The organism is Cellulomonas chitinilytica, from assembly GCF_016862675.1.
Lineage (GTDB): Bacteria > Actinomycetota > Actinomycetes > Actinomycetales > Cellulomonadaceae > Cellulomonas > Cellulomonas chitinilytica.
In genome coordinates, this window is the sequence record NZ_BONK01000003.1 from 35,834 (window position 1) to 53,515 (window position 17,682).

12 protein-coding genes are annotated in these 17,682 nt (G+C 74.1%); 8 read left to right on the forward strand and 4 right to left on the reverse strand.

All coding sequences use genetic code 11. The features are described 5' to 3' along the window. The first annotated feature begins 32 nt into the window (after positions 1–32). The 4 genes from Cch01nite_RS04815 to Cch01nite_RS04830 all read left to right on the forward strand — a co-directional run bounded on the left by Cch01nite_RS04815 (position 33) and on the right by Cch01nite_RS04830 (position 5,313). Positions 33–800 (forward strand): GAF and ANTAR domain-containing protein, encoded by a 768-nt coding sequence (locus Cch01nite_RS04815; RefSeq protein ID WP_203749323.1) that lies wholly within the window; start codon positions 33–35, stop codon positions 798–800. Continuing rightward, positions 790–1,539, forward strand: coding sequence for a GAF and ANTAR domain-containing protein (locus tag Cch01nite_RS04820; protein ID WP_203749325.1), 750 nt, complete (start codon positions 790–792; stop codon positions 1,537–1,539). The genes Cch01nite_RS04815 and Cch01nite_RS04820 overlap by 11 nt, the downstream gene beginning before the upstream one ends. 217 nt (positions 1,540–1,756) lie before the next feature. Next, complete coding sequence (locus tag Cch01nite_RS04825; RefSeq protein WP_203749327.1) at positions 1,757–2,887, forward strand: restriction endonuclease; 1,131 nt, start codon at positions 1,757–1,759, stop codon at positions 2,885–2,887. A 164-nt stretch (positions 2,888–3,051) separates the two neighbouring features. Beyond that, positions 3,052–5,313 carry a Nal1-like putative serine protease gene (locus Cch01nite_RS04830; RefSeq protein ID WP_239069903.1) on the forward strand — a complete coding sequence of 754 codons (2,262 nt, stop codon included), beginning with the start codon at positions 3,052–3,054 and terminating at the stop codon, positions 5,311–5,313. Between the two features lie 72 nt (positions 5,314–5,385). On the opposite strand, the gene Cch01nite_RS04835 is transcribed toward Cch01nite_RS04830, so the two are convergent. Further along, positions 5,386–7,011 (reverse strand): GDSL-type esterase/lipase family protein, encoded by a 1,626-nt coding sequence (locus Cch01nite_RS04835; RefSeq protein ID WP_203749331.1) that lies wholly within the window; start codon positions 7,009–7,011, stop codon positions 5,386–5,388. A gap of 349 nt (positions 7,012–7,360) precedes the next feature. Between Cch01nite_RS04835 and Cch01nite_RS04840 the strand changes: the two genes are divergently transcribed. Next, positions 7,361–7,924 carry a sugar O-acetyltransferase gene (locus Cch01nite_RS04840; RefSeq protein ID WP_239069905.1) on the forward strand — a complete coding sequence of 188 codons (564 nt, stop codon included), beginning with the start codon at positions 7,361–7,363 and terminating at the stop codon, positions 7,922–7,924. A gap of 18 nt (positions 7,925–7,942) precedes the next feature. Here Cch01nite_RS04840 and Cch01nite_RS04845 read toward each other — a convergent pair whose 3' ends face one another. Both Cch01nite_RS04845 and Cch01nite_RS04850 read right to left on the reverse strand, forming a co-directional pair. Beyond that, complete coding sequence (locus Cch01nite_RS04845; protein WP_203749334.1) at positions 7,943–9,181, reverse strand: cytochrome P450; 1,239 nt, start codon at positions 9,179–9,181, stop codon at positions 7,943–7,945. Between the two features lie 76 nt (positions 9,182–9,257). Next, a complete protein-coding gene (locus tag Cch01nite_RS04850) occupies positions 9,258–9,866 on the reverse strand; it encodes a hypothetical protein (protein WP_203749337.1) in 609 nt (202 codons plus the stop codon). Positions 9,867–10,327: 461 nt separating this feature from the next. Between Cch01nite_RS04850 and Cch01nite_RS04855 the strand changes: the two genes are divergently transcribed. Further along, a complete protein-coding gene (locus tag Cch01nite_RS04855) occupies positions 10,328–13,384 on the forward strand; it encodes a hypothetical protein (protein WP_203749339.1) in 3,057 nt (1,018 codons plus the stop codon). Between the two features lie 40 nt (positions 13,385–13,424). Here the strand turns inward: Cch01nite_RS04855 and Cch01nite_RS04860 are convergent, their stop codons facing one another. Continuing rightward, positions 13,425–14,426, reverse strand: coding sequence for a LacI family DNA-binding transcriptional regulator (locus Cch01nite_RS04860; protein WP_203749342.1), 1,002 nt, complete (start codon positions 14,424–14,426; stop codon positions 13,425–13,427). Between the two features lie 211 nt (positions 14,427–14,637). Between Cch01nite_RS04860 and Cch01nite_RS04865 the strand changes: the two genes are divergently transcribed. Next, positions 14,638–16,161, forward strand: coding sequence for an alpha-N-arabinofuranosidase (locus Cch01nite_RS04865; protein ID WP_203749345.1), 1,524 nt, complete (start codon positions 14,638–14,640; stop codon positions 16,159–16,161). Positions 16,162–16,263: 102 nt separating this feature from the next. Continuing rightward, complete coding sequence (locus tag Cch01nite_RS04870; RefSeq protein WP_203749346.1) at positions 16,264–17,646, forward strand: acyltransferase family protein; 1,383 nt, start codon at positions 16,264–16,266, stop codon at positions 17,644–17,646. Positions 17,647–17,682: the final 36 nt, after the last annotated feature.

Consider the following 17,682-nt stretch of genomic DNA (forward strand, 5'->3'; position numbering starts at 1 on the left):
GGCCCGCACGACGACCAGGGGATCGAGGAGCTGTGGGCATCGACGACCTCCGCAGTGGCCTCGCCACGGCGATGATGGGCGCGACCAGCGCGCTGGCCGCCGCGGACCAGCTCTGCCGTGCGTGCGTGGACCTGCTCGACGTCGACGGGGCCTCGATCTCGGTCGCCGACCACGAGACCACCCGTGGCACCTTCGGGTCGAGCGGCGAGCTGAGCCGACGACTCGACGAGTTCCAGTTCACGTTCGGCGAAGGTCCGTGCCTCGACGCGGTGCGCCACGGCGTCCCGGTGCTGGTCGCCGACCTCGCGGCGACCAGCGAGGTCCGGTGGCCGGCCTTCGCCGGGGCGCTCCTCGACGTGGGCGTGCGCGCGGTGTTCGCGCTCCCGGTGGGGATCGGCTCCAGCCCCGTCGGTGCCCTCGACCTGTTCAAGCGACAGACCGGCCCGTTGACCAGCGAAGCCCTCACGGGCGGGCTGCTGGCCGCGGAGCTCGCGGCGCTGCCGCTGCTCGACGTCATGGGGGCGACGGCCAAGATCGCCGAGCACGCCGAGGCGGAGTACGGCTGGGACCAGCTCGCGTCCCTCGAGCGCGTGGAGGTCTACCAGGCCACCGGGATGATCGTCGCCGCCCTCAACATCGGGCCGGACGAGGCGCTCGTGCGGCTCAGGGGGAACGCCTACGCCCGGGGGATCACCGCGAGCGAGCTCGCATGGGAGATCCTGGAGCGACGGCTCGACCCACGCGAAGAAGGACTCTGGGGACCGTCCGGCACGCAGGGAGGACCGACCGGTGACCGATGACCGCGAACAGCTCATCGTCCGCTCCTTCGTCGAGCTCGCCGAAGGACTCGCCAGCGGGCTCGAGGCGGTCGACCTGCTCGACCGACTCGCCCACAGCTGCGTCGGGGTGCTCGACGTCGCGTCCGCGGGGCTGCTGCTCGCGGACCCGCTCGGTCGGCTGCACCTGCTCGCGGCGTCGTCCGGCGCCGCACGCGAGCTCGAGGTGTTCCAGGTCCAGCGCGACGAAGGCCCCTGCCGGGACTGCTTCCACGCGGGGACCCCCATCGACGTCCCCGACCTCGCGGCCGACGTCGAGCGCTGGCCGCAGTTCGTCCCGCGTGCCCTCGAGGCCGGCTTCGCCAGCGTGCACGCCGTCCCGCTGCGGCTGCGGACCCACATCCTCGGTGCGCTCGGCCTGTTCGGGACGAGCACCGGAACGCTCGACGACGACGACCGGGCGCTGGCCCAGGCGTTGGCGGACGTCGCGAGCGTCGCGCTCGTCCAGGAACGCACCGCCGCCGACCAGATCGCACTCGCCACGCACCTCCAGTCGGCCCTGAGCGGCCGTGTGGTGCTGGAGCAGGCGAAGGGCGTCGTCGCCTATGCGGGCTCGATCGACGTGAGCGAGGCCTTCGACCGGCTCCGCCAGTTCGCCCGTGAGCACGACATGAAGCTGACGGATGTGGCGACGGCGGTGGTCGCACGCACCTTGCCCGCCCACGAGGTGCTCGCCGGTGCCCGCGCGGACGGCGTCCAGTAGCCCGACGCGATCCCGGCCACAGGCGCGCGCCCCGGCGGGCAGGGCCGTTCGTCCCTCTCGGCGTGGCTGCTCGGCACCTATCGTGGACCTGTCCGCTCCGCAGCCCGTGCTGGGCGTCGTGGCGAGGGATCCCCCGCCCGAGCGGAAGCCACCACCCGCACGCCCGCGACCGGTCGTCGTCGTCCGCGCGCGCACGCCCACCCCGAGGAGCGATCGCTTGGCGCCGCTGAGCACCCGAGACTTCCCCCCGCCGTTCGCGGTCGCCCGCCCCGACACCGCCGAGGAGCTCGCGGCCGTCTACCTGCGGTGGGCGGGGTTCCTGGACGCGACCCGCACCCCGACCGGTGCGGACGCGGGGCTCGACGTCGACTCGCGGGAGACCTTGGCCCAGGTGAAGTTCAAGGTCGGCACGACCGGGCGGCCGGACCTGCAGCGTCTGTTCGGCGCGGCGGCCCACGCCCCCGAGCGGCAGCTGTGCTTCTTCTCCCTCGCCCAGTACTCCGACGGCGCCAAGTCGTACGCCATGCAGCACGGCATCGCCCTCTTCGGGTACGACCGTGCGGGCCGGGTGTGGCCGTGCAACGGGCACGCCGGCGAGCTGCACCGCGCCGCCGTGGCCGCGCACGCCGAGGAGGACCGGCGGGAGCGGGAGCGCGAGACGGCCCGCCGGGCCCAGGCGGCGGAGGCCGAACGGCTCGCCCGGGCCGACGCCGCCCGCAGGCAGGCCGCGCTCGACGCACGGGCGCGCCGGAGGGCGGCGGCGAAGCGGGCGCGGCAGGACTCCCGGGCCCGCTGGCGGGCAGAGACGGCGAGGGCGATCCATCACTGGTGGTCCCGCCGGCGTGACGCACGCGCCGCCGCGCTCGCGGCTCGGCCGTCGCGCCCCTCCGGCCCGCGGGCGGTGGAGCAGCGCGCTCCCGTCAGGGTGCGTGGGCGGGCGATGCTGGCCGTCGGCCTGGCCGTGGCGGTCTGCGGCGTGCTGTTCGGGGCGCTGGGCGCGGTCGTGGAGATCGGCGACCTGCTCGTTCCCGGTGGGCAGCCGGTGCGAGCCGTGCTCGGCGGCCTTGTCTTCTACTGGCTCGTCCTCGGGGTCGCGCTCCTCGGCGGCGCGCTCCTGCTGGCCCGGTCGGCGCGCGGCCGTCGAGCGCCGCGGGACCGCTCGCCCCGGGCCGGGACGCCCGACGCGCGCGCCGTGCCACCGCCGGCGTTCCTTCCGACGCAGCGACGACCTCGCCCGACGACGACCCCGTCAGGGCCGTACGGACGCCCGTGGACCCCGGAGTCAGGAGCGCGTCGCGCGGACGCCCGGGGGCCCGGTCCGGCGAGCGCCACCACCGAGGTCGCGTAGGGCCCGACGGACGGGTCCGACGCTCCCCGCGAGCAGCGCGTCCCGCGGGGCTGCCCGAAAGTGCGCGTCCTGCCGCACGCCCAGGGGAAGAGTGGGACAGGGCGCGGCACCGTCGCCGGGCCCTGAGGACCGTCGGAGCGGGGGTCGCCGTGGACCGGTTGGCTGTGGAACGGAGCTTCGCGAGCCTGTCGCTGAAGGACCTGGTCGAGGCGCGGGACAACTACCACTGGCACCTGACGTCGATGACGAACGTCGTCGGGACCGCGGTGGGCCTGTACTACGTCCGCAAGTCCGACCCGTGGCCGAGCGGCGTGCGGTCCGCTCGGGCCGAGCACCCGACCGCCGTGGCGAAGGAGCCGCGGACCTTCGCGAACAGCGAGGTGCGGTCGTACTCGTGGCCCTGCGTCGTGGTGCTGGTCGAGCGATGGGTGGACCCGGAGGAGTTCGGCACCGGGGACGGGCGGGTCCCGCCGGGGGACATGGTGCCCAAGACGCTGTACATGCCGGACGGCCGGACGGTCCCGGTGTGCGTGGTGAAGGTGGACCCGAGCGAGCCCGCACGGGACCTCCTGCCGGCGTGGACCTGGCCGAAGTCCATGGTCGGCGGCGGGTTCCCGCTGATCTCGCGGTCGCAGGGCGTGGACCACGTCGCGAGCGTGGGCGGGCTGGTGACCGACGGGCACACCGTGTTCGCGTTGACGAGCCGTCACGTCGCCGGACCCGCAGGTGCGCCGGTCGAGACGATGCTGCGCGGTCGACGAGTCACGGTCGGGGTGTCCACGAGCAAGCAGCTGACGCGGCTGCCGCTGTCCGAGGTCTACGTCGACCTCCCCGTCCGGCGGACCTTCCTGACCCTCGACGCGGGCCTGGTCGAGGTGGGCGACCTGGACCAGTGGACGTCGCAGGTCTACGGCCTGCCGGCACTGGGCGAGCTCGCGGACCTCAGCGAACGCAACATCGGCACCCGGCTGGTCGACGCGCACGTCGTGGCGTTCGGCGCCGCCTCCGGTCGTCTGGACGGGCGGATCGCCGCCCTGTTCTACCGGTACCGCACCATCGGCGGGTACGACGAGGTCACCGACTTCCTCATCGCCCCGCTGCCCGGCAGCCCGGGGTCCCAGCCGGGTGACTCCGGCACCCTGTGGCACCTGCTCGAGGAGGACACCGGCCGGTTGCGACCGATCGCCCTGCAGTGGGGTGGGCAGAGCTTCATCGCCGACAGCGGCACGACGAACTTCAACTTCACGCTGGCGGCGAACCTCACCAACATCATCCGGCTGCTGGACGTCGAGCTCGTGCTGGACCACAACCGTGGCGCCCAGCCGTTCTGGGGAAAGACGGGCCACTACGGCGTGGCGGCCCTCGCGTGCGAGCAGGTCACGTCCCCGGGGCTGCGGACGCTGCTGCGCGAGAACGTCGACCGGATCAGCTTCCCGTCGGGCGGGCTGGACCCCGACGTCATCGACCAGGCGACGAAGGACGCCAAGGACACCGGCGGGTTCATGCCGCTGGCCGACGTGGCGGACCTGATCTGGAAGAACCTGGGCACCAAGGTGCCGGGCGGGCGGGACACCGGGTTCAGCGGGCACGGCACGAGCGGGCCCGAGCACCCGACGCACTACGCCGACATCGACGTCGCCGACGCCGACGGCAGGACGCTGCGGCAGCGCTGCGTCGACGACCCCGCGAAGGTGGACGTGGCGGTGTGGCAGGCGACCTACGACGCCCTCGGCGAGACGGACTCCTCGAAACGCGGGCTGCTGCCGTTCCGGGTCTGGCAGTTCTACGACGAGCTGGTGGCCGCCCTGACCGACGGCGACCTCAGCCGGTACGTCTGCGCCGCCGGGCTCATGGCCCACTACGTCGGCGACGCCTGCCAGCCCTTGCACGGATCGCATCTCGCCGACGGGATCGACTCCGGCCCGGACGCGGGCAAAGGCAAGGGCGTCCACTCGGCGTTCGAGAGCTACATGATCGACTTCAAGGCCGGCGAGATCCTCACGGGCCTCCCTGCGAGCGTGGCCGCCCTCGCCCAGAACCCGCGCCCGCCGGTCTCGTCGGGCCACGACGCCGCGGTCGCGGTCGTGCAGCTCATGGACCGGACCGCGCACACGATCGACCCGCTGGCGCTCGTCGACGCGTACGCGGCGACCCAGACCGGCCAGACGAAGAACCCGACCCACAACCACGCGGTGCTCGAGGCCCTGTGGACGCAGTTCGGGGACGCCACGATCGACGTCCTGGCCGACGGGGCCCTCACGCTCGCGGGGATCTGGGAGGCCGCGTGGGTCCAGGCCGGTGCCGAGCAGAGGTTCGCGCCCGGTGACCTGGTGGCGATGGACCGGGACGCGCTCCAGGCCCTGTACGAGCGGCCCGACTTCGTGCCGTCCCTCGATCTCGACCACGTCGGGGCCGCCCTGAGGTGAGCCGGTCCTCGGCGCGGCGGTCGCCCGTGACCGCCGCGCCGGGAACCGGCGACGTCGCACAGTGCGGCGGGGCTACTGCTCGTCGATCACCCCGCCGCCCGCGGGGGCCGGCAGCGGCGTCGGGTCGCACGCGTCGCCCACGCCGTCGCCGTCGGCGTCCTCCTGGCCGGCGTCCGCGACGTCGGGGCACACGTCGGCGTCGCGCGGCACCGGGTCGCCGTCGTCGGTCACGACGACCGCGGTCGTCACGCTGCCGGTGCGCCCGGACGTGTCCGTGACCTGGAGCGTCATGAACCCGTCGAACCCGCCGCCCCACGCGTGCCGCACGACCGGTGAGGCCGTCGTGAGGTCCGTCGTGCCGTCGCCATCGAAGTCCCACGCGTAGCTCGTGACAGAGCCGGACGCGGCGAACGACCCCCGCGCGTCAAGGGTGAGGGGCGCCCCCACGACACCCGCGTAGGGCCCGTCGAGCCAGGCGTAGGGAGCCTCGGGCGCGGCGCGGTGCAGCCCCGGACCGGCGGCGCCGCCGTCGAGCCCCTGCGCATCGAGGCGCGCGCGCCCCTGCGCCGCAGCCACGCCCGGCGTCCGCCCGCGCACACCGAGCCCGTGCAGCAGGGTCGACGCCTCCAGGTGCCCCCGTTCGGTCGGGTGGTACCACTCGAAGAGGATCGGCGAGTCGAGCTCGTGGATCCACCGGTCGGGGTTCTCACCGGTGAACGACGGGTCGGGCTCGTGCCCGGCGAAGCGCGCCTTCACGGTGTCGACGAACACGACCTCGGGTCCTGCGCCGAGCGCGTTCGCGCGCTGCACCGCGGTCCGCCCGACGGTGTCGCCCTCGTCGCCGAGCTGCCGGATGCCCGCGCCGACGTCGTACGTGTCTCCGCCCACGAACGGCACCAGGTCGACGAGGCTGCGCAGCACGAAGCTCGGCCGGCTCGAGAGGTACGGGTAGGACACGACGACGACGGTCGCGTCCGGCCGCATGCGTGCGCGCAGCGCACCGAGCACCCGGACGAGGTCGTCCTGCAGCCGCTGCTCGGCGGCCCGCGCCTGCGCGACCCGCTCACGGCAACCGGCGGGGGAGCGCAGGGCCGGCACGAAGCACTGCGCGACGATGAGGGGGAAGCCGAGGTCGTTGCCGCCGAGCGTGAGCATCACGGCGTCGGTGTCCGGCCCGACGGCGTCGATCTGCGGCGCCAGCCAGCGGTCGCACGTCACCGCGAACGACACGTGCGGCACGTACCAGGCGACCGAGTACTCGAAGTACTCGTCACCGGGGTACCTCGTGCCGCAGACGTCCGCCGCCCGCGCGGCGTCGAGCGCGGCCTCGGCGGAGCCCGCGGACGCACCCACCGCGGTCGCGTCGGCGACCCTCGCGTCGAGGTGCCGCGGTGCGGTGACGTCAGCCGTCACCGCGTTGTTGCACGCCCGCGTGAGGAGCGTGACGTGCTGGCCCTGGTCGGACAGCCAGCGCGCGTACTGCGCCGCCCAGCTCCGGTGGGACCGATAGCAGTCGGCCGGGCCGTAGTACTCACCCGCGCCGTTGCCGGCCGAGTAGGAGTCACCGAGCTGCACGAGCGTGATCGCGTCACCGCTCGTGGTGGCCGCCGCTCGCGCCGGGCCGGGGACCGCCGCGAGCGCGGCACCGGCCGTGACCGCGGCGAGGAGTGCGGCCGTGAGCCGCGCGTGGATTGTCATGAGGAGTCGCCCTTCGCATCACCGTCGACGTCCGGGCACCGACGTGCCGGCGCTGCCGGGCGCGCGTCGTCGCGCGGGGACCGGTGGTGGCGTCGGACGTGGTGGGACCGGAGGAACGGGCGATGGCTGGGGTCCTCGCCGGATGAGCCGCACCCCCACGTGCGGAGGCGGGCCGGTCGTCGTGCTGGTCGGTCGTGCCGGGGCGCGGAGCCCGGTGTGCGGGCCACCGGCGCGTCGTTGCGCCTCGTCCCGCGTGCGGTGCGTCCGCGCGCCGAGCGTCACAGTAGCGGCGCCGCCGGCCCAGCCGCCAGGGCGCCTCCGTCGGCGGGGGTGTGAGAGCGTCGCCGACATGAACGAGGACACCCGCACGCAGTACGAACGGATGGTCGCCGGCGACTGGTACGAGGCGGACGCCGAGATCCATGCCCTGACCGCGGCGGCCCACGTGCGCTCCGAGCGCTTCGCGGAGGCGGTCCGAGCGGGGGACGACGACGCCGTGGACCGGTTGCGCGAGCTGCTCGGCTCGCTGGGCGAGGCCTCCTGGATCCGGCCGCCGCTGCACGTGGACCTCGGGGTGCACCTGCACCTCGGCGCACGGTCGTACGTGAACTTCGGGCTGGTCGCGCTCGACGTCGCGCACATCCGCATCGGCGACGACACGAAGATCGGCCCGAACGTCCAGCTGCTGACCCCGATCCACCCGGTCGACCCGGAGCCGCGCCGGGCGAAGCTCGAGGCGGCCGAGCCGATCACGATCGGCGACAACGTGTGGCTGGGCGGCGGCGTGATCGTGTGCCCGGGGGTGACGATCGGCGACAACACCGTCGTCGGCGCGGGAGCGGTGGTCACCACGGACCTGCCGGCGAACGTCCTCGCGGTGGGCAACCCGGCGCGCGTCGTGAGGTCGATCTGAGCGGCGTGGCGCCGCCGATCAGGCCGGCCGCCTGACCCGGAACCTGTCGAGGTCGTAGCCCTGGCTGACCAGGTTCCACCGGACGCGCGGCGGGCCGTCGGCGACGACGTCCTCCCGCAGGAGCGTGGAGACGAACACCTCGGTCTCCATGAGGGCGAGCGGACCACCCGGGCACTTGTGGTGGCCGTCGCCGAAGCTCAGCACCGTCGGCGGGACGCCGCGTGCCAGGTCGCGGTGCGGGCACAGCGACACCGGGTCGGCGCCGGCGACGTGCTGGTCGGCGTTGGCCGCCCGCAGGTCGATGTCGACGAGTGTCCCGACGGGCAGCCCGACCGGGCCGTCCGGCCCGTCGAGCGTCAGCGGCGCGATGGTCCGGCGGAACAGGTGCCCGACGACGGGCTCGAGGCGAAGGGTCTCGTCGAGGATCGAGAGGCGTTCGTCGCGGGAGGCCCCGCGGTAGCGGGCGAGCAGCGCAGGGTCGTCGAGCAGGTGCCAGACGGCGACCGAGATGAACTCGCGGGTCGTCGCCATGCCGGCGGCCGCGTAGGTGACGCACTCCGTCAGGATGTCGAGGTCGTTGAAGCCCGCGTCGAGGAGCTGGCTGATGACGTCCTCGCGCCGGGTGCGGCGACGGGCCCCGATCGCCGGCTTGACGTCGAGAAGGAAGAACCGCAGCAGCACGGTGTGCCGGCGCAGCGTGCGCACCAGCGAGCCGGCGTCGTGGACCTTCTCGGTGGGATCGCCCTCGAAGAAGGTGCTCAGCCGACGGCCCATCCGCACCGTCGACGAGCTGGTGAGCCCGACGACGTTCCCCGTGACCCGGACCGCCATCTGCAGGGACAGGTCGCTGAGGTCGACCCACCGGTCGGGGCGGACCTGGGCCACGAGGTCGTCGCTGAGGGCCTGCATCATCTCGCGGTAACCCTCGATCACCTTCGGTGCGAAGAACCGCGCCGTGGCCCGGCGTTGCGTGTGGTGCGCGGCACCCTCCAGGTAGAGGATCCCCGGTCGGATCCGCGGACCTGCCCGTTCGACCTGCTCGGCGCCGAAGCCCGCCTGGTGGGTGCTCTCGGCGCTGCGCAGCACCTGGCGTGCGAGCTCGAACGACCGGACGACCCACCGCGGCTCGGGACCGGTCGAGACGTGCTCGAGGGCTCGCGCGGGCAGTGCCGGGTCGTCCGGTGACGTGAGCTTGCGCACCGGGCAGCCCTCGGTGCCGTCGTGCCCCACGTGCCCGACCGAGGCGATGCCCTCCACGCGGACGAGCGTAGTTCCCGGCGGACGGGCGTGCCCCGGTCAGCGTGCGAGCACGCACGCAGACCGGGGCCCGCGGTCAGCCGTGGATCGCCACGGCCGTCGCGACGTCGCCGTCCGTGTACCCGTACGACACGAGGGCCGGGTTCATGCCGAGGTAAGTGACGGCGTAGGCGTCGGCGACGTTCTCGTTGCGCTCCACCGGGAACAGGGAGCCGGTGGTGCGCTCGATGAGCCGGTGGGCCACCTCGTGCTGCGTGACCGCGGTGACCATCGCGAGGACCCGGCCGCGGGAGACCCGCGTGTTGGCGGGGTTGCCGCCGCCGAGGGAGAGCTCGATGGTGCCGGTGCCCGGCGTGGAGCAGCCGCGCACGGTCACGAACGTGCGGGACACGCCACCTCGCTCGCCGCACGACGTGGTGTCGACCCAGGCGACGTCGACCCAGTACGGGGCGGCGACCGACGCGGCGGTTGCCTGCACCTGCGCGGCGAACGACCCACCACGTGCACCACGCACGGCGCGGCTCTTCGGCTTCGGCTTCTTGGCGACCTGCTTGGTCGCGACCTGCGCGCTGACTTGGGTCTGAGCGACAGGTGCGGCCTGCGCGCCCGTGGCGCCGACGATCCCGGCGACGGAGAGCGCGAGGACGGTCGACAGGGCGACGGTGAGGGTGCGGCGAGTGTGCATGGCGGGCTCCAGGAGGTGGTGGCGGCTCGGTGGCGGTTTCGCGTTCTCATCGACGGGGCCGACGCCAAGTCCCGGGTTTGCGCCGCCGGTCATCCGATCGGTCCAACCTCGGAACGAGCCCCTGCCGACGGCGGTCGGCTGCGGCCTGATCCGTGTCCCGGTGGGCGTCCGAGCCGCTGCCCGCTCGGGCAACGAGGCGTGCACGGCTCGCTGCACGCCGGTCCTGGAGGCGCCGGCCGTCCCGCGCGGTGATGGAGGGTCGGGTGGACCGAGGAGGAGGAGTGCCGACGCACGACCGAGGCGACCAGGGTGCGAACCGCGCGAGACGCGCGGGCGGAGCGACGCCCGCGAGACGGTCCGCGCGCCGTCCGCGGGCGCCGTCGAGGTCGCCGAAGGCCCTGTCGCTTCTGCGTCCCGAGGACGTCGTCGACCTGCAACGGGACGCCGGCAACCGCGCGGTCGTGACGCACCTGCAGCGGGAGCTCGAGGCCGACTCGCTCGCGGGCAAGCACGCACGCGAGCCGATCCCGAAGGGCGGGCCCGACGTCCGGCCCGCGCTGCAGGCGACGTACCCGGCGCTGCTCGGCGCCCTCACCGCGGACCAGCTCGCCCACTGGCAGAAGGTCGTCGACCACTTCACGATCGCGTGGCACGTCGACGCGCGGCTGCGACAGCTGTGGGACGACTTCGCCTACTACGGCACCGTCCGCGAGCAGCACCCCGACTACCTGAAGGAGCGGCGCCGGCTGCTGCGCGCCGTGCCTGCGAGGCCCGACGAGCACCTCACCGTCGACGTGCGCCTGCTGCTCGCGGACGACGTGCGGCAGCCGCCCGAGTGGGACGTCAAGGCGGAGACCGAGTTCCGCCAGTGGGCGGTCGAGCAGATCACGCGGCGGCCGCTCGAGCTGAGCATGCGCCCGACGCCCGGAGAGGCGCTCGGGCAGCACCCGATGCCCGGGATCGTCCACAAGACGAAGGGCTTCGTGACGGCCGACGACCTGCGCAACGACTACGCCGAGGAGTACCGGCGGCGCGTCTCGGACCGCGAGGAGCTCGCGAAGCTGCGGGAGGCGCTCAAGGAGACGACCGACGTGTGGCACGAGCTGCAGCCGATGCACGTCGAGCGCAGCGCCATCAACGCCAGGCGCATCGGGTTCGGGGCGGTCCGGCACGTCTCCGAGGCCCTCGGCGAGGGCAGCGCGCCGTATCCGTCGGTCCGCATCTGGGACCAGCCGCACGACCTCATCGAGCGCGCGTGGCCCCTGCTGCGGGAGCGCAAGTACGAGCTCGCGGTGCCGCTCATCGCCATGGCCGAGCAGGCGACCGCCGACGCCGCGAAGCGGTTCTCTGCCTACGAGAACCGCGTCATGACGGGTGCGGGCATCGCGGTGAAGTGGCTCAACCGGCTCAAGACCACCGGCACGATCGCCGCGGGCATCGCGTCCGGCGGCCTCGGCCTGACGGGCTCGGCCCTCGTCGCCGGCGGGTACACCCTCACCCAGGAGGGGCTCGGCCGCGCCGCCGAGCTGCACTACGGCCAGCGCACGAACCTCGGGCTCGCGAGCCTCCTCGAGGCCGCCGGCGTGAGCGCCGTCATGACGTACCTCGGCGGCGCCCTGCAGGCACGGTTCCAGGTCGCGATCAAGGCGCGCATCGACCGGATCCCCGACCTCGCGGGCACGAAGCTCGCCGAGCTCACCGCGAGCGCGATGGCCGCCGGCACGTCGTCGGTGTACATGACGGCGACCGAGACCGCGCTCAAGGCCGTCGTCGAGGGCAAGGCGCTGCCGAAGAACGCGAACGAGCTCGCCGACCTCATCGTCGACGGCGTCGTCCAGAACGTCGCCATGGACCTGGGCCTCGCCCGGGTGAACAGCCGGGTCGCGAAGGAGTACGAGGCGTGGCGTGGCGGCGCGCACGGTCCCGCGGTCACGGTGCCCGAGCCGACGGGCAAGGACACCGGTCGCGCCGCACCCACGGTGGACGTGGCGACCGCGGCCGGGAAGGGGAGCGGGAAGGCCTCGAACGGCAGGCTCTCCGACGTCGCCGTCCGGTCGCTGCTCACCGAGGGCGGCGGGTGGCAGCGGCTGAACGCCGAGCTGCAGGGCGGGACGGGTCTCGGCGCGGGCATGCCGCTGCCCGAGCGGCAGGCGCTGATCTCCCGGTTCGAGGCGCACCGCGAGGGGCTCGCGCGCAACGCGGGCTCGGTCTTCGACGGCACGGTCGTGATCGTCGACGTGGGCGCCGGACGTCAGGTGGAGGTGCACTTCGCGGGCGACGGGGCGGCGCAGCGCGTGCACCAGGCGACCGAGTACCTCGACGCGAAGTCACCGGGCTGGGAGAGGCAGACCGAGGTGCGGCTCGTGGCCGACCCGGCGTCGACGAGGTCGCCGACGGCGACGACGGTCGGACCGGGTGCCCGGGACGCGGGGCTGGTCGCCGCGCACCTGAGCCCGGAGGCGCGGGCGCTCGCCGCGGAGCTCGTGCCCCTGTACGACAGCTACCGCGCGATGAGCCCGGAGGCCCGGTTCGACGCCGTGCTCGCGATCGCGAACCGGCAGCTCACGGCGTCAGGAGCGCCGGCGCTCATCCCGAACCACATCGACAACCCGACGCCCGACCAGCTCGGTCGTCAGCCGGCGTCGACAGGGGAGCTGCACATCAACCGCGACCTCGTCTCGCAGAAGGACCCGACACCCGAGGAGTTCGCCCTCGTGTGCGACACGATCGCCCACGAGGCGCGCCACCACCTCCAGTGGTTCCGCATGGCGCGGCTGCACATCGAGCGGACGATGCCGGGCAAGAGCTACGCCGAGGTGCAGGCGGCGCGCGCCGCAGGGGACGCGGTCCTCAAGGACTTCGACCCGCAGACCGTCAAGGCGGCGTGGGAGGCGCAGACCGGGGCTCGGCCGGCGGAGCAGTTCCGTGCGGGCGACCTGCACCACGACGCCGCGGCGGCGTTCTACGAGAGCGTGTTCGGCGCGAACCGTGCGGCGCGCGAGAACATCTACTTCACCCACGACGTGCGGGCCAAGGAGCTCCGCATGGCGATGAAGCGCCTGGAGGTCCTCGAAGGGCCGAACGTGCCCGAGAACGACCCGCAGCTCGTCGACGCGCGCGACCGGTACCAGGAGGCCAAGGCCCTGAACGACCGGGCGCACAACGACTACGAGATGCTCATCGAGGAGATCGACGCCCGCACCCACGGCCAGGACGTCGCCCGCGCCATCCTCCACGACGCCCGCATGCTGCCGCAGGCCCGCGAACGGGCCCGCGACGCGTACCGGGCGTTCAACGACGCCGACCGCGCCACCAAGAACCCCGCCCGGACGGGCAGGGGGACCCGCGCGACCGCGCGTTCGGACGCGTTCAAGCGCTACGAGGAGGCCATGGAGGCGCTGCACCGGGTCCAGCAGCGCATCGAGGCGAGCGCGGCCGCGGCGGCGAAGGCCGGGGCCGGGGGTGGCGGCGGGCCTGGCGGGACGTCCGGCGGCGGGGCGAGCGGTGGACCACCGTGACCGGCACGGCACCCTCGACCGATCCGACCCCGGCACCGGCTCACCGCGTCGAGCCGCGCTCCACCAGCCGGGTCGGCGTCACGACGTGCTCGGCATCGCCTGCGGCGCCGGCCATGCGGCGTTCGAGGAGCCGGACGGCGTGCATGACGAGCACGTCGTTGCTGGGGTCGACGGTCGTGAGGGCGGGGGAGAGGTGCTCGCTGACGGCGAGGTTGTCGAAGCCGACCACCTGCACGTCCTCGGGGACGCGCAGCCCGACGTCGCGGAGCCCCGCGAGCACGCCGATGGCGACCTGGTCGGTCACGGCGAACACGGCGTCGAACCGCAGCCCGGCTGCGACGGCGTCGTGGACGGCCTCGCGGGCCAGTCCCATCTCGAACGCCGCCGGGTGCAGCACGAGCGAGTCGTCGACGGGGAGCCCTGCGGCGCGGTGCGCCGAGCGCCAGCCGTCGGTCCGCTGGTCGGCCATGCCGCCGTCGGTGAGCCCGTGCGTGCCGCCGACCATGAGGACCCGGCGGGCGCCCCGGGCGAGCAGGTGCTGGGTCGCGAGGCGTCCGCCGTCGAGGTTGCCGAGCGAGACGTGGTCGAACCGGGGCGGCATCGGCTTCTCGCCGAGCAGGACCAGCGGCAGGTCGGCGTCGAGCCGGTCGACGTCCGCGTACTGCAGGCCGACGGCGCTGAGCAGGACGCCGTCGTACTGCTGGAGGCGCGCCTGCGACAGGGCGGTGAGCTCGCCCTCCTTGCTGGCGTCGCTCTGCTCGACGACGAGGTGGCGGCCGGTCGGGGCGAGCGCGTCGGTGAAGCGGGCGGCGAGCTCGCCGAAGTACGGGTGGTCGACACGTGGGACGACGAGCGCGACGGTGCCGCTGCGTCCGGCGCGCAGGCGACGGGCGGTGAGGTTGACCTCGTAGCCGAGGTCGTCGATGGCGGCGAGCACGCGCTCGCGGGTGGCTGTGCCGACGCGCGGGACCCCGTTGATGACGTTGGACACCGTCATCACGGACACGCCGGACGCGCGTGCCACGTCCTTGAGCGTCGTCACTGCGGGGCCTCCTCACGGGGCTGGTCGGTCGACGGTCACCGGTCGGCCGGCTCGGCGCCTTGACGGTACGGGACGGGGCATGGCTACAGTCGGTCCAGCCACGATGGTGTATCGATACACCTTCGCGGCGCAACCTCTCGTCCCGAGGACTCGTCCTCCTCAGCAGCACATCGCCGGCGGCCCGTCCCACCTCTCGACCTCAGGAGCCCTGTTGACCACGCTCACCGCCGTCATCGACCTCGACCTGCCGGGCCCGACGATCAGCCGCCACGTCTACGGGCACTTCGCCGAGCACCTCGGCCGCTGCATCTACGGCGGCTTCTGGGTCGGCGAGGACTCGCCCGTGCCGAACGTCCGCGGCATCCGCAGCGACGTCGTCGAGGCGCTGCGCGCCCTGCGCATCCCGAACCTGCGCTGGCCGGGCGGCTGCTTCGCCGACGACTACCACTGGCGCGACGGCATCGGCCCCCGCGACCAGCGGCCACGGATGGTCAACTCGCACTGGGGCGACGTCGTCGAGGACAACGCGTTCGGCACGCACGAGTTCATGGACCTGTGCGAGCTGCTCGGCGCCGTCCCGTACGTCAGCGGCAACGTCGGGTCCGGGTCGGTCCGCGAGATGAGCGAGTGGATCGAGTACCTGACCCGCGCCGACGACTCCCCGATGGCCGCGCTGCGCCGCGAGAACGGCCGCGAGGACCCCTGGACCGTCCCGTTCTGGGGGATCGGCAACGAGGCGTGGGGCTGCGGCGGCAACCTGCGCGTCGAGCAGTTCGCGTCCCTGGCGCGGCAGTACTCGACGTACGTGCGCGAGCACGCCGGCAACGACCTCTACCGGGTCGCGGCCGGCGCGAGCGACCACGACCTGCACTGGACCGAGGTGCTCATGCAGTCGTTCGACGCGCTCGACGCGGGCGACGGCCCGGCGCAGCCGTTCCAGGGCATCTCGCTGCACTACTACACGATGACCGGACCGTGGTCCGACAAGGGGTCCGCGACCCGGTTCACCGAGGACGAGTGGTACGTCGCCCTCGCCCGCGCCGCCGTGATGGACACGCTGCTCGACCGGCACGGCGCCGTCATGGACCGCTACGACCCGAAGAAGCGCGTCGGCCTCGTCGTCGACGAGTGGGGCACGTGGTGGAACGTCGAGCAGGGCACCAACCCCGGCTTCCTGCACCAGCAGAACACCCTGCGCGACGCCCTCGTCGCGACCACCCACCTCGACGCGTTCCACCGGCACGCCGACCGCGTCGCCATGGCGAACATCGCCCAGACCGTCAACGTCCTGCAGGCGATGATCCTCACCGACCCGGCGACGGGCGCGCTCGTCCTCACGCCCAGCTACCACGTGTTCGAGATGAACACCGGGCACCACGACGCGTCCGCGCTGGCGGTGCACCTCAAGGGCGACGTGCCGACGCGAGACGTCGAGGGCACACCGCTGGCGCTGCTGTCCGCGTCCGCGTCGACGACCGGGAGCTCGGCCCTCGTCTCGTTGTCGAACCTGGACGCCGACGAGCCGCTGACCCTCGTGCTCGACCTGCGCGGCCGGGAGGTCGCCGGCCACGCAGCCCGCGTCCTGACCGCCGCGACGCTCGACGCGCACAACACCCCGCAGCGCCCGGAGCACGTCGCACCCGCGAAGTTCGACGGCGTCCGCCCGCACGCGCGCGGCCTCGAGGTGGAGCTGCCGCCGCACTCCTACGTGACCGTCGAGCTCGCCCTGCACTGACCGGCCGGCCGGCCGCCTGTCGTCGCGTCCCCGCAGGGGCCCAGCGCTAGCCTCGGGAGGGAGCGGCCGCCCGAGGCTCGGCGGCCGGGTCGGGAGGGCCGGGTGCCTGACGGGCGCGGCGACGCCGAGCAGCCGACGGGCTGGACGAGGTCCGTCGGCCTGCGGACCCGCGTCACCGACGCGGCGGCGGCCACGCCCCCGCACCGGGACCGGTACGTCGACCTGCTCCGCGCCGTCGCGATCTGCGTGGTCGTCCTCGGCCACTGGACGATCTCCGCGGTCACGGTCGACGACGGCCGGCTCGGCTGGGTCAACGCGCTCGGGGTCCTCACCTGGGCGCACCCGCTGACGTGGCTCGTGCAGGTCATGCCCGTCGTCTTCCTCGTCGGGGGGTACGCGAACGCCGCGTCGTGGGCGTCCCGCTCGGCCCGGGGCGAGGACGCGGCGGGGTGGGTCCGCGGCCGTGCGCTGCGGCTCCTGCGGCCGACGGCCGCGTTCCTGGCAGCGCTCGTCGGCGGGTACGGCGTCGCCGTCGCGCTCGGGGCCGACGAGGTCGTCGCTCGCACGGCGATCTGGGCGGCCGCGATGTCGCTGTGGTTCCTCGTCGTGTACCTCGCGGTCGTGAGCCTGGCGCCGGTGTTGCTCGCGGCCGACCGGCGCTGGGGGCTGTGGGGCGTGCTCGGGCTCGTCGGCGTCGTGGCGGCGGGGGACGTCGCGCGGCTGCTCACCGGGACACCGGCTGCGGGTGCGGCGAGCTACGTCGCGGCCTGGGTCGCGGTCCACCAGCTCGGCGTCGCCTGGTACCGGGGTGCCCTCACCCGCGGACGGTGGCCGGGCTGGGCGCTGGCCGGGGGCGGGCTGACAGTGCTCGTCGCGCTCACCGGGTGGGGGCCGTACGCCGTGACGATGGTCGGTGGTGCCCCGCCCCCGGCGCTCGCGAACACCGCCCCGCCGACGCTCGCGCTGCTGGCCCTCGCGTCCGCGCAGACCGGGGTGGTGCTGCTGCTGCGACCCGCCGCCGACCGGTGGCTGCGCCGACCCCGCGTGTGGCTCGCGGTCGTCGCCGTCAACGCCGTCGTGCTCACCGTGTACCTGTGGCACATGGTGCCCGTCGTGGTCGTCGGCACGACCCTCGTCCGGGGCGGGGTGCTCCCGCAGCACGACGTCGGCTCGGGCGCCTGGTGGGCCTGGCGGCTGCCGTGGCTCGCGGTCCTCACGGTGCTGCTCGTGGCGATCGTCGCGGTGGCCGGACGCTGGGAGCGCCCGCGGTCGTCCGCGGAACGGGCCGCGCAGTCGGCCTGGACCACCGGCGCGGGCGTCGTCGCGAGCCTCGCCGGGCTCGCCGGGCTCGGCGTCGGCGGGCCTGACGGGCTGCTGCCCGCCGTCTCCGGGGTACCGGTGGGGGAGCTGCTGCTCTTCTCCGTCGGGCTCGTCCTGCTCGTCGGACGACCGCGACAGCGACGCGGCGGCCTCGGGACCCGATGACGTCCGAGGGTTCGGCTGGGGTTTCCCCACCGATCA

Excerpts from the sequence above, each read along its gene's own strand:
- Cch01nite_RS04835 (WP_203749331.1), bottom strand. The coding sequence starts at position 7,011 with ATGACAATCCACGCGCGGCTCACGGCCGCACTCCTCGCCGCGGTCACG.
- Cch01nite_RS04840 (WP_239069905.1), top strand. The coding sequence starts at position 7,361 with ATGAACGAGGACACCCGCACGCAGTACGAACGGATGGTCGCCGGCGAC.
- Cch01nite_RS04850 (WP_203749337.1), bottom strand. The coding sequence starts at position 9,866 with ATGCACACTCGCCGCACCCTCACCGTCGCCCTGTCGACCGTCCTCGCG.